At 68.2% G+C, this 12,106-nt stretch carries 11 protein-coding genes; 3 read left to right on the top strand and 8 right to left on the bottom strand.

All coding sequences use genetic code 11. The features are described 5' to 3' along the window. Positions 1-4 precede the first annotated feature (4 nt). The 4 genes from A5780_RS03050 to A5780_RS03035 form a co-directional block, all read right to left on the bottom strand. Positions 5-1,435 carry a M1 family metallopeptidase gene (locus A5780_RS03050; RefSeq protein ID WP_082976250.1) on the bottom strand — a complete coding sequence of 477 codons (1,431 nt, stop codon included), beginning with the start codon at positions 1,433-1,435 and terminating at the stop codon, positions 5-7. Positions 1,436-1,521: 86 nt separating this feature from the next. Then, entirely contained in the window at positions 1,522-2,187 is a 666-nt protein-coding gene (locus A5780_RS03045) for a DUF3239 domain-containing protein (RefSeq protein ID WP_063017066.1), read from the bottom strand. 70 nt (positions 2,188-2,257) lie between these two features. Then, complete coding sequence (locus A5780_RS03040) at positions 2,258-3,916, bottom strand: DNA repair helicase XPB (protein ID WP_063017064.1); 1,659 nt, start codon at positions 3,914-3,916, stop codon at positions 2,258-2,260. A gap of 151 nt (positions 3,917-4,067) precedes the next feature. Next, the gene (locus A5780_RS03035) at positions 4,068-4,658 is read right to left on the bottom strand and encodes a GNAT family N-acetyltransferase (protein WP_064907648.1); all 591 of its coding nucleotides are present in this window, start codon (positions 4,656-4,658) and stop codon (positions 4,068-4,070) included. A 66-nt stretch (positions 4,659-4,724) separates the two neighbouring features. Between A5780_RS03035 and A5780_RS03030 the strand changes: the two genes are divergently transcribed. Further along, positions 4,725-5,666, top strand: a complete 942-nt coding sequence (locus A5780_RS03030; RefSeq protein WP_064907647.1) for a sigma-70 family RNA polymerase sigma factor — start codon at positions 4,725-4,727, stop codon at positions 5,664-5,666. A 36-nt stretch (positions 5,667-5,702) separates the two neighbouring features. Here A5780_RS03030 and A5780_RS03025 read toward each other — a convergent pair whose 3' ends face one another. Then, entirely contained in the window at positions 5,703-5,903 is a 201-nt protein-coding gene (locus A5780_RS03025; protein ID WP_030513254.1) for a hypothetical protein, read from the bottom strand. A 229-nt stretch (positions 5,904-6,132) separates the two neighbouring features. Between A5780_RS03025 and A5780_RS03020 the strand changes: the two genes are divergently transcribed. After that, positions 6,133-7,302 carry a pyridoxal phosphate-dependent aminotransferase gene (locus A5780_RS03020; RefSeq protein WP_064907646.1) on the top strand — a complete coding sequence of 390 codons (1,170 nt, stop codon included), beginning with the start codon at positions 6,133-6,135 and terminating at the stop codon, positions 7,300-7,302. Positions 7,303-7,371: 69 nt separating this feature from the next. On the opposite strand, the gene A5780_RS03015 is transcribed toward A5780_RS03020, so the two are convergent. The 3 genes from A5780_RS03015 to A5780_RS03005 form a co-directional block, all read right to left on the bottom strand. Continuing rightward, positions 7,372-8,460: a 3-deoxy-7-phosphoheptulonate synthase gene (locus A5780_RS03015; protein ID WP_064907645.1), complete on the bottom strand. Its 1,089-nt coding sequence runs from the start codon at positions 8,458-8,460 to the stop codon at positions 7,372-7,374. Positions 8,461-8,748: 288 nt separating this feature from the next. After that, on the bottom strand, positions 8,749-9,219 hold the full coding sequence (locus tag A5780_RS03010) for a carboxymuconolactone decarboxylase family protein (protein WP_064907662.1): 471 nt from the start codon (positions 9,217-9,219) through the stop codon (positions 8,749-8,751). 121 nt (positions 9,220-9,340) lie between these two features. Next, entirely contained in the window at positions 9,341-10,222 is an 882-nt protein-coding gene (locus A5780_RS03005) for an oxidoreductase (RefSeq protein ID WP_030517480.1), read from the bottom strand. Positions 10,223-10,386: 164 nt separating this feature from the next. Between A5780_RS03005 and A5780_RS03000 the strand changes: the two genes are divergently transcribed. Next, complete coding sequence (locus A5780_RS03000; protein WP_064907644.1) at positions 10,387-12,039, top strand: (2,3-dihydroxybenzoyl)adenylate synthase; 1,653 nt, start codon at positions 10,387-10,389, stop codon at positions 12,037-12,039. Positions 12,040-12,106: the final 67 nt, after the last annotated feature.

Here is a 12,106-nt window from a genome sequence, read left to right as displayed (position 1 = left end):
CGGATCAGCCGCGCAGCGAACCCGGGTACAGGTACTCGTCCGGCGGCGGCGTGGTGGTGTCGAGCCAGGCGGTGAAGAATCCGCTGAGATCCGTCGTGGTCTTCGTTTGGATGAAGCTGCGGAATTCCGGCATGGAAGCGTTCCCGTAGGCATGGGACCGCACGAATTGCGCCACGGCGGGAAAGAACACGTCGTCACCGAGTTCGTGGCGCAGGGCGTGCAGGAACAACGGTCCGCGCGAATACACCGTGGTGAATTCGTTTCCGGCGCCGGGATTCTGCAGCGGAATCTCCCAGTAGGCGGGCTTGTCGAGGGTTTTGGCGATCGTGCGGCGGTAGAGGGCGTCGACATCCTTACCCTCTTTCCGTTCCGGCCACAGATAATCGGCGGTATAGCTGGCGAAGCATTCGTTGAGGCACACATCCGACCAGTTCCGCACCGACATCGAATCGCCCCACCACTGGTGGGTGTTCTCGTGGACGACGGTGTTGAAATCGGTCCACGGCGCGTAGATGGGCCGGGTCTGGGTCTCCAGCGAGAAGTGCAGGTCGGTGTCGACGTAGATACCGCCGCCGCTTTCGAACGGATACGGGCCGTAGAGGGATTCGAGGAAATCGAGCACCTCCGGCAGCCGCTGCTCGAGTGCCTTGCCCTTGTCCGCACCCGGCGCGAAGGCGCTGATCAGCGGAGTGCCGTTCGCGCGGCGCTGTTCGAGGAAATCGAAGTGGTCGATCGCGACGGTGGTGAGATAGCCGATCGAGGGATGTTTCGAACTCCACGTCACGGTCCGCTTGTCGCCGGCGACGGTATCACTGACTCGCAGTCCGTTCGAAACCGCTTGCCACTCTTGCGGAATCGTCACCCGCAAGTCGAAAGTCGCCTTGTCCAAGGGTGTGTCGTTGAGCGGGTACCAGGTGGTCGCCGAATGCGGCTCACCGGCGGCGAAGGCACCGCCGCTCGGTGAGATGGTCCAGCCGGAATCGGGGTCGTCGGATTCGTTACCCGCATAGTCGACCGTCACCGTGAACGGCAGCCCGGGCAGCACCGGCAGCGCCGGTGTGACGGTCAGTTCGTGTTCACCGCCGGTGGTGAAGCCCGCCGGCAGGTTGTTCACCGACACCTTGGACACCGCGGGCCCGGCGTAGTCGAGGTTGAACGCGCGCAGCGGCTGCGTCGACACCGCGTCGATCCGCGCCGTACCGGCGAGATGCCTGCTCGGCGGGTCGTAATCGATGGCGACGTCGTAGTGCTGCACGTCGTAGCCGCCGTTGCCGTCGTCGGGATAGTAGGGGTCGCCGAGGCCGGGCGATCCGGTGAACGGATCGGCGGCGGGCTGGGCCAGCACCGGAATCGGTTGCACCTGGCCGGGGAGCACCAGCGCCACCCCGCACAACGCTCCCGCCGTGAGACACCGTGCCCAGGCATGCGACTTCATCGACCCTCCACCCCTTTCGCGGCACGGTGTGCCGACCATCAGCCGATGCTAGTCGGCCCCGCTGCGCGCCGGAACCGCCACACGCGTCACCCGCGCAGTTCCTCGGGCAGTTGCTGCGGATCCAGCAGCAGCCGTTGGGAATCGACGCGGCCCACTTTCTCGGCGAGGCCGAGATTGTCGGCCAGCAATTTCCATTCCACATCGCTGATCGCGGTCCGGGCGCGCTCGATCACGCCCAGGTCGCGGGTGCCCCAGGCGATCGGCATGGCGCTCACCGCTTGGCGCAGATCGCCGACCGACCGCGGCGCGCGATCAGCCCGCACGGTCACCGCCGGAACCTGCTCCCCCGCGTCGGTGTCGTGCCCCGGCAGGGCACGTACGACGCGGGTGATCAGCGCGTAGCGCGGCACGGCGCCGGGTTTGGCGAGGTTCACCAGCGCGAGCAGCGTGATCCCCTTCGGGTGCCGTCCCGACACCACGGCCGGGACCAGCTCGCCCTCGGCGTACAACTTCTCGATGCGCGAGCGGTACGGCGTCCACAGCGCCACGAACAGCGCGGTGATGGTCGCCAATGCGAAGGCCACCGCCAGGAGGAACGAATACGGGTGATTGAGCCAGATCAGCCCCGCGGTACCGAGGCCGAGCACGATGGCCGCGGTGAAGGCCAGGATCCGCAGCCGCCGGATATCGCGGACGACTTCGTTCACCGCCCGGGCATGTTCGCGGTCGACCGCGAATTCGAAGCGTCGCACGTGTCAAATCCTCACATCTGTCCGGCAGCGGTAACCCAGCGGCGCGCCCACCGCGGCCCGATCGGCTGCCCTACCCGATCGCCGGGCCCAGCAGATCGTCCGCATCGGTGATGCGATAGGCATACCCCTGTTCGGCAAGGAAACGCTGGCGGTGGGCCGCGTATTCGGCATCCAGCGTGTCACGTGCCACCACCGAGTAGAAATGCGCCTGACCACCGTCGGACTTCGGGCGCAGCAGCCGGCCCAGACGCTGGGCCTCCTCCTGACGGGAACCGAAGGTGCCCGAAACCTGCACGGCCACGGACGCTTCCGGCAGATCGATGGAGAAGTTCGCGACCTTGCTGACCACGAGGACCGGGATTTCACCGTTGCGGAACGCGTCGAACAGCGCCTCACGCTCCTTGGTGCGGGTCGAACCCTGAATGACCGGAGCGTTGAGGTGTTCGCCGAGTTCGTCGAGCTGATCGAGATAGGCCCCGATCACCAGGCTGGGCGCGTCGCGGTGCCGGGCCAGGATGGATTCGACGACGGGGAGTTTGGTTCGCGCGGTGGAGCAGAGCTTGTAGCGTTCCTCCGGTTCCGCGGTGGCGTAGGCCATGCGTTCGGCTTCGGTGAGGGTGACCCGTACCTCGATGCAGTCGGCCGGCGCGATCCAGCCCTGGGCCTCGATGTCCTTCCACGGCGCGTCGTAGCGCTTCGGACCGATCAGCGAGAACACGTCGCCCTCGCGGCCGTCCTCGCGCACCAGCGTCGCGGTGAGCCCGAGCCGGCGCCGCGACTGCAGGTCGGCGGTCATCCGGAACACCGGGGCGGGCAGCAGGTGGACCTCGTCGTAGATGACCAGGCCCCAGTCGCGGCTGTCGAACAGTTCCAGGTGCTTGTATTCGCCCTTGGTCTTGCGGGTGATCACCTGATAGGTCGCGATGGTGACCGGGCGGATCTCCTTGCGCTCGCCGGAGTACTCCCCGATCTCTTCCTCGGTCAGCGAGGTGCGGGCGAGCAGTTCTCGCTTCCACTGCCTACCTGCCACGGTGTTGGTGACCAGGATCAACGTCGTCGCCTGGGCCTTGGCCATCGCGGCGGCGCCCACCATGGTCTTGCCCGCCCCGCAGGGCAGCACCACCACACCGGAACCACCGGCCCAGAACGAGTCGGCGGCCAGCTCCTGATAGTCGCGCAGATGCCATTCGTGCGTGGCGAAGTCCAGATCGATGCGATGCGCCTCGCCGTCGACGTAGCCGGCGAGGTCCTCGGCGGGCCAGCCGATCTTCAACAGCATCTGTTTGATCCGCCCACGCTCGGACGGGTGCACGACGACCGTGTCGTCGTCGATGCGGGCGCCGAGCATGGGCTGAATCTTCTTGTGCCGCAACACTTCTTCCAGCACGGCGCGATCCAGGCTCACCAGCACCAGGCCGTGGGCGGGATGCTTGACCAGCTGCAACCGCCCGTAGCGGGCCATGGTCTCGACCACGTCGACCAGCAGCGGCTGCGGCACCGCATAACGCGAATAGCTGACCAGCGCGTCGACGACCTGTTCGGCGTCGTGCCCCGCCGCCCGCGCGTTCCACAGCGCCAGCGGCGTGACCCGGTAGGTGTGCACGTGCTCGGGTGCGCGTTCGAGTTCGGCGAACGGCGCGATCGCCTGCCGGGCCGCATCGGCCTGCTCATGGTCGACCTCGAGCAGCAGGGTCTTGTCGCTCTGCACGATGAGCGGTCCGTCCGTCACGGCACCTCCTCCAGATTCTCGGGCCGGCCCCCTGCGCCCCCTGCGCACGAGGAATACGTCCCACATTGTTGCCGGGACCCCCGACAAACCTTCATCAACCCTACGCGAGCTGGGCAGATGTTCGCTGTGAGTGCACTCGCAGCCGGACGCGTCAGAGCGCCGATCCGGACCCGCGCAGGGGCGGCCAGTCGGTGGCCGGCTCCGGCGGGTCGCCGGCCAGCCGCCCGGCGACCCAGGAATCCCTGCGCACGCCGCGCTGCACAGCCGCCCCACGCAGCAGCCCTTCGTAGTGGAAGCCGGTCCGCCGCACCACCGCGGCGGAGGCGAGGTTGCCGACGAACGCCCGCCACTCGATGCGGGCCAGGCCGAGCCCCTCGGCGGCGAAAGCGAAATCACACACCAGCCGGACGCTGCGGGTCATCAACCCGCGCCCGCGCACCGCGTCGCTGAGCCAGAAGCCGATCTCGGCGGCCCCGGGCTGCGGCCCGGCCTCGAGGCCGACCATGCCGGCCACCGGCCCCTGCGCTGCCGTGCGCACGGCCCAGACCGGACTGCGGGCCGCCCACCCGGGCGCGACGATATCGGTCAGGAATCCCACCGCGTCGGCCCGCCGATACGGCACCGGCACCGTCGTCCACTCCGGGATCGACGGCTGCCGGCAGCACGCGACGATCGCGTCGACGTCGGCCTCGGCCGGGCGCGACAACCACACCGTCCCGTCGGTCAGTTCACAGTCCTCCACGGCTTCATGCTGGCACGCAACCCAGCGGTGGCCCAGCGGATTTCCGGCGACCGTAGAATCGGACCAATGGTTGCCGCGTTGCTCGCCGATTTGTTCGAATCTCATCGGGCGCATCTGCTCTCGGTGGGCTATCGGCTGACCGGCAGCGTGGCCGACGCCGAGGACGCGGTGCAGGAAAGCTGGCTGCGGCTGGCCACCACCCATCAGTCCGAGATCGAGGACCTGCGCGCCTGGCTGACGACCGTGGTCAGCCGGATCTGCCTGGATCGGCTGCGCAGCGCCGCCGTCCGGCGGGAAAGCTATGTGGGACAATGGCTTCCGGAGCCGATCGTGACCCGCGTGACGCCCTCCAGCCTGCCGGATCCGCTGGAATCGGTGGTGCGCAAACAGGATTGCCGTTTCGCCGCGCTGGTGGTCCTCGACACCCTGACGCCGCCGCAGCGGGTGGCCTTCGTATTGCACGACGGGTTCTCGGTGCCGTTCGACGAGATCGCCGAACTGCTCGAGGTGACGCCCGAGGCGGCCCGCCAGCTCGCGGTCCGGGCCCGGAAATCCCTGGCCGCGGCCCCGGAACCGGTATCGGACACCGAACATCTGGCCGCCGTCCAGCGACTGCTCGAGGCGCTGTATTCCGGCGATGTGGCGGCGGTCGTCGCGGCCCTGCATCCGGATTCGGTGTTCATCGGCGATACCGGCGGCACCGCGAAGACGGCGGCGCGGGCGATCGTCGGCGCGGACAAGATCGCGCGGTTCGTCCTCGGGCTCATCCGGATGTATCAGGTGGAACAGGCCGAACTCTCGCCCACCGGTTCCGATCGATTCGAATTCGTCGGCGTCAACGGCCAACTCGGGTTGCTGCTGCACGAGCGCGCTCCGCGCAACGGTGCGCCGGGATCACCACCGCGCGTGGTCGGCTTCACCGTCCGCGACGGATTGGTCTGGGGCACTTACGATGTCGCCAATCCCGCGAAGCTCGGCGGCATTCGCCTGCCCCGGGATCCGGCGTAGCCGCCGGAACGCATCGAGCGTCCCGGCGGCTCGTGACTACGGAGTGGACGAACCGGTCCACATGTCCGGGGTGCTCGAACCGAGTCCCCAGTTGCCCGTGGACGATCCGGTACCCCAGTTCGGCGTCGAGGATCCCCAGCCCCAATCGTTGCTGAAGATGTTGTGCAGGGTGTCGTTGATGTATCCGAGGACCGTTCCCGCCGCCGGATGCAGCAGAAGGTCGAGATAGGAGGCCATACATCGCCCCTTTCGAGCCACCACCGAAGTGGTTGTGAGATAGAACACGGGGAGGCTAGCTGTCACCAGGAAACCGCACAACCATGCAGGTCAGAAGCCCGAATGAAATGTGAAACATAGCCTTTCGCTATCGCACCGCAACCGTAGCGAACGGGCGGCAAGCATCGCCCCGATCCCCGGCCCGGGGTGTGCGCCGCGGGCACGACGGCGGTATCGCTACGTTGGGACCATGCCAGCCATCCCCACCGTCGCCCGCCTGCGCCCGTTCCGCGCCACGATCTTCGCGGAGATGACCGAGCTGGCCGTGCGCCACGACGCGATCAACCTCGGCCAGGGATTCCCCGATTCGGACGGCCCGGCCGCGATGCTGGAGGTGGCCCGCACCGCCATCGCCGACGGGCTGAACCAGTACCCACCCGGGCGCGGGATGCCCGTGCTGCGCCGGGCGATCGCGGCGGACCGGAAGCGCCGCTACGGGGTGGACTACGACGTCGAATCGCAGGTCGTGGTCACCGTCGGCGCCACCGAGGCGATCGCGGCGGCGGTGCTGGGCCTGGTGGAGGCCGACGAGGAGGTGGTGCTGATCGAGCCGTACTACGACTCCTACGCCGCGGTGGTCGCCCTGGCCGGCGCCACCCGCCGCACCGCGCGGCTGGTGCCGGACGGCAACGGATTCGTCCTCGACCTGGACAGCCTGCGCGCGGCGATCACGCCGAAAACCCGCATGCTGCTGCTGAATTCGCCACACAACCCGACCGGCGCGATCCTGTCCCGGGCCGACCTCGAGGCGATCGCGGAGCTGGCTCGCGAGCACGACCTGATCGTGGTCTCCGACGAGGTGTACGAACATCTCGTCTACGACGGCAACACCCACATCAGCATCTCGACGCTGCCCGGCATGGTCGAGCGCACGATCGTGATCTCCAGTGCGGCCAAGACTTTCAGCGTCACCGGCTGGAAGATCGGCTGGGCGTGCGGCCCGGCACCACTGATCGACGGGTTGCTGGCCGCCAAGCAGTTCATGAGCTTCGTCGGTGGCGGGCCGTTCCAGCCGGCGGTCGCCTACGCCCTCGAACACGAGCAGCAGTGGGTCGCCGATCTCCGTGACAGCCTGTCCGACAAGCGCATTCGGCTCTCGGAGGCACTGGCCGATGCCGGATTCCGGGTCAAGCGCAGCGATGCGACCTATTTCGTCTGCGCCGATATCAGCCCGTTGAGTTCGGCCGAAGCACTGGTCTTCTGCCGGGAGCTGCCGCAGCGGCTCGGCGTCGTCGCGGTCCCGATCGAGGTGTTCGCCGACGACCGCGAATCGTGGAACCGCCTGGTGCGCTTCGCATTCTGCAAGCGGGACGACACACTCGACGAGGCGGTCCGCCGTCTGCACGCGGCCCACGTGTGATCGGCGCGGCGCACGATCGAGCGGTCACCTTCGCCCCGAGCCGCGAACGAAGGTGACCGCGATCCTGTCTCAGCCGCGGCGCCGGGCCACCGCGTCGGCGAGGCGGTCCAGCTGCGCCGCCGTGGTCTCCCAGTCCAGGCAGGCGTCGGTGATCGACTGGCCGTAGGTCAGATCGTCGGCGTGGCCGAGGGTGAGGTCCTGACGGCCGGCGACCAGGAAGCTCTCCATCATCACACCCACCAAGGCGCGGTCACCCGCGGCGATGCGCTCGGCGATATCGGTGACCACGTCGACCTGCTTGTTGTGGTCCTTGTTGCTGTTGCCGTGGCTGGCGTCGACGACCACTCGCTGCGGCAGCCCGGCCTTCTCCAGGCGCAGGCAGGCCTCGGCGACGGAGGCGGCGTCGTAGTTCGTGCCGGCGCTCCCGCCGCGCAGGATCACGTGGCAGTCCGGGTTGCCGCTGGTGCGGATCAGCGCCGAGCGACCGTCGAGGTCGGTGCCGGGGAAGACGTGGCTGGCCCCGGCCGCGCGCACCCCGTCCACGGCCACCTGCACATCACCGTCGGTGCCGTTCTTGATCCCGACCGGCATCGACAGCGCGCTGGAGAGCTGCCGGTGCACCTGGCTGGCCGCGGTGCGCGCGCCGATCGCACCGTAGGAGACCAAGTCCGCGATGTACTGCGGCGTGATCGGATCGAGGAATTCGCAGGCCACCGGCAGTCCGAGACCGGTGATGTCGACCAGCAGCCGCCGCCCCAGTCCGAGACCGGTGTTGACGTCGAACGAACCGTCCAGATGCGGATCGTTGATCAGGCCCTTCCACCCGAGCGTGGTCCGCGGCTTCTCGAAGTAGACCCGCATCACGATGTGCAGGCGATCGGAGAGTTCGGCGCTCTTGGCGGCCAGGCGGCGCGCGTAGTCGAGAGCGGCCTCGGGGTCGTGCACCGAACACGGACCGACGACGACCATCAGGCGGTCGTCGGCGCCGTCGAGGACTTTCACGGTGGCGGCGCGGCCGGCCCGCACGGTGTCGGCGAGCGCATCGTCGATCGGATGCTCGCGGCGAACCTCGGCGGGCGAGAGCAGGGGACTGATACTCAGCGTGCGCTGATCGTCGAGGTCACTGTGTGAGGCATCGACATCGGCTGCGGTGGTCATGATGGGTTCCTTTTCTCAGGCCGACCCACCGAACGAGATCCCGTGGAGCCGGTCTGCAATCCGGCTCGGGGTGGGAGAAGGTCAGCGCGGGTCACCGACCGACCCACCCGGGGCCGGCTTGGTAAACCAGAAATACGCGCGCTGCACGAGGGTGACTGTACCAGGGGCGCGGCGGGAGTGGATTCGACCGGGTGGCCGGACGTGACGGTCCCCACAGGCGCGGCGGACGCGACGGGGCCCGGCCGGGATCGAACGATCCTGTGCCGGGCCCGAATTCGCGTGCGGCGGTCAGAACATGCCGGGCTCATAGGTGCCCGCCGGGGTGCCCGCGATGACGTTGAGCCGGTTGTAGGCGTTGATCAGCGAGATCAGCGAGATCAGGGCGCCGATCTGCTCGTCGTCGTAGTGCTTGCGCACCTGCTGCCAGGTCTCCTCGCTGATGCCGCGGTGGACATCGGCGAGGCGGGTGCCTTCCTCGGTCAGCGCGAGCGCGGCCCGCTCGGCATCGGTGAACACGATCGCCTCTCGCCACGCGGCGACCAGGTTGAGCCGCACCGAGGTCTCGCCCGCGGCGGCCGCATCCTTGGAATGCATATCGGTGCAGAAGCCGCAGCCGTTGATCTGGCTGGCGCGCAGCTTGACCAGTTCCTGCGTCGCCTTGGGCAGCGGTGAGTTGTCCACGACCTGGCCAGCGTTACCGATCCGCTTGACGAACTTGGCGGCGATCTCGTTGCTGAACAGAGCGAAACGGGGTTCCATGACCATCCTCCTGTACACAGTGAGCCGCGCTTCGCGGCGTCGCTACACAGAGATGACGGCGCAGCACCCACCCGGTGTGACATCCGCGGAAGTGATGCCGATCACACCGATTCGAAGCGGCTCAGCGGCGGGCGAACGAGTAGGTCACGTCGGTGAGTTGTTCGGACAGGTCCCAGAGGCGGCGGGCGGTGACCTCGTCGCGGGAGGCGGCCGAGGAGCCGCAGCGCTCGGGATAACCACGCAGGCCGCCCAGGTGGGTCGGGCCGTAGAAGGCGCCGGGTTCGACCTTCGCAGTGGCGGCGTAAAGGCTTGGTAGCGCGCCCATTTCGGCCGACTGGGCGAGAATCCGGTTGCCCAGGGCCATGATCGCGTCCAGGAACGACTCCGTATGCGATTGCAGTTCGGTGCTGGCGTAGCCGGGATGGGCCGCGACCGAGACCTTCGGCGAACCGGCCGCGGACAGGCGGCGCTGGAGTTCGTAGGCGAACATCAGATTCGCCAGTTTCGACTGACCGTAGGCACGCCAGCGTTCGTAGCGCCGATGCTGGTAGTTCGGATCGGCGAGGTCGATGCGGCCGATCATATGGGCGCCGCTGGATACCGTGACGACGCGATCGGAGATCTTGTCGAGCAGCAGTCCGGTCAGCGCGAAATGGCCGAGATGGTTGGTGCCGAACTGCATTTCGAAGCCGTCGGCGGTGCGGCGCAGCGGCAGGGCCATCACGCCGGCGTTGTTGATCAGCACATCGGCGCCCTCGATCGTGCGCGCGAATTCGCGAATCGAGGACAGGTCGGCCAGGTCGAGCCTGCGCACCTGCACCCGTTCGCCGATGGTGTCGGCGACCGCCCGGGCCTTCACCTCGTCGCGGCAGGCCATGATCACCTGCGCACCGGCCTGCGCCAGGGCCCTGGTGGTGGCCGCGCCCAGTCCGCTGTTCGCGCCGGTCACGATGATCGTGCGACCGCTCTGGTCCGGAATATCGGAGATGTTCCAACCGCTCACCCGCACGAGTCTAGGCGGGCACCGGCCGCTCCGCGCTGTTGTCGCGAGCCGGGCCGTGGCGTTTCGGGTCGCCCGTGACGCGACACGACCTCACCTGATATAGGGTTGCCTAACCTATCTAAGGCAGCTCGACACTGCGCAGCTCGACCGGTGAGGCGTTACCCGTGACTTCGATATCCCCCGCTCAGCAGGACCTCCTCCACGGTTTCGTACCGTTTCCGGCCGAACTCGCCGAAACTTATCGGGCCGCGGGCTACTGGCGCGGCGAACCGCTGGGCGAGCTGCTGCGCGACGCCGCCCGCCGCGGGCCCCGGCGTCCCGCCCTGCACACCGAGAGCGGGCCGATCGACTATGCCGAACTCGATCGCCGCGCCGATCGCGCGGCCCACGGGCTACTCGCCTTCGGACTCGAGCCCGGCGACCGCGTAGTGGTTCAACTGCCCAATGTGACCGAATTCGTGGAGGTGCTGTTCGGGCTGCTGCGCGCCGGGATCGTGCCCGTACTGGCCCTGCCGGCGCATCGGCAGGCCGAGATCGAACATCTGACCCGGCTGTCGGGGGCCGCCGGCTACATCGTCGCCGACAAGGCCGGCGACTTCGACTACCGCGAACTGGCGGCCGCGGTGGCCGCGCGGGTGCCGTCGTTGCGCACGATCTTCGTACTCGGCGATCCCGGCGACTACGTCGATCTGCGAACGATTGCGCGCGAAGGCGATTCGCTGCCGGAAGTCGATGCGTCCGGTATCGCGGTGATGCTCGTTTCCGGCGGCACCACCGGCCTGCCGAAACTCATCGCCCGCACCCACGACGACTACCACTACAACGCCCGCGCCGGCGCCGAGATCTGCGCACTCACCTCCGGCGACGTGTACATGGCGACACTGCCCGCCGCACACAACTTTCCGCTCTCCTGCCCGGGCATTCTGGGCGCGGTCGCCGCGGGCGCGTCGGTCGTCATGCTGGCCGACCCGAGCCCGGAGAACGCGTTCGCGACCATCCAACGCCACGGCGTCACCGTGACGGCGGTGGTGCCGCCGCTGGCCCAATTGTGGTGTGCCGCGGTGGAATGGGAGGAGGCCGACCTGTCCAGCCTGCGGCTGCTGCAGGTCGGTGGCGCGAAATTGGCCGAGGTCAATGCCCGCGAGGTGACTCCGGCCCTGGGCGCGACCCTGCAGCAGGTGTTCGGCATGGCCGAGGGACTGATCAACTACACCCGCCTCGACGATGCCGAGGAAACGATTCTGATCTCCCAGGGCCGCCCGCTCTCCCCCGCCGACGAGGTCCGCGTGGTCGACGGCGAGGGTAACGACGTCGCACCCGGCGAGGAGGGCGAACTGCTCACCCGTGGTCCGTACACCATTCGCGGCTATTACCGTGCGCCGGAACACAATTCCCGCGCCATTACCCCCGACGGCTACTACCGCAGCGGTGATCTGGTGCGGCAACTGCCGAGCGGGCATCTGATCGTCTCGGGCCGGATCAAGGATGTGATCAATCGCGGCGGCGAGAACGTCTCCTGCGACGAACTCGAGGAACACCTGCTGGCCCATCCCGCGGTCCGGCACGCGGCCGCGGTCGGACTGCCCGACGCGGCCCTCGGCGAAAAGGTCTGTGCCGTCCTGGTGATCGACGGCGAGATGCCGAGCCTGGCCGAGATCAAGGAGTTCCTCACCGCTCGCGGCCTGGCGACCTACAAACTGCCCGACCTTCTCGAACAGGCCGACGCGCTGCCGTTCACCGCCGTCGGCAAGATCGACAAGAAGGTGCTGCGGGCCCGCTACGACACGCAGACCGCGACCGCGCCGAACCGAGCCTGACCGCCGTACCGAACTCTCGTCCCACGGCCCCTCCGGTACGAGAAAGCCCGGCGGTAGGTCCCGCCGG

The sequence above is a fragment of the Nocardia sp. 852002-20019_SCH5090214 genome, from assembly GCF_001665865.1.
Classification (GTDB): Bacteria; Actinomycetota; Actinomycetes; order Mycobacteriales; family Mycobacteriaceae; genus Nocardia; species Nocardia nova.
Note: the sequence above shows the minus strand (reverse complement) of the source record. Positions and strands in the feature narration are given on the sequence as shown.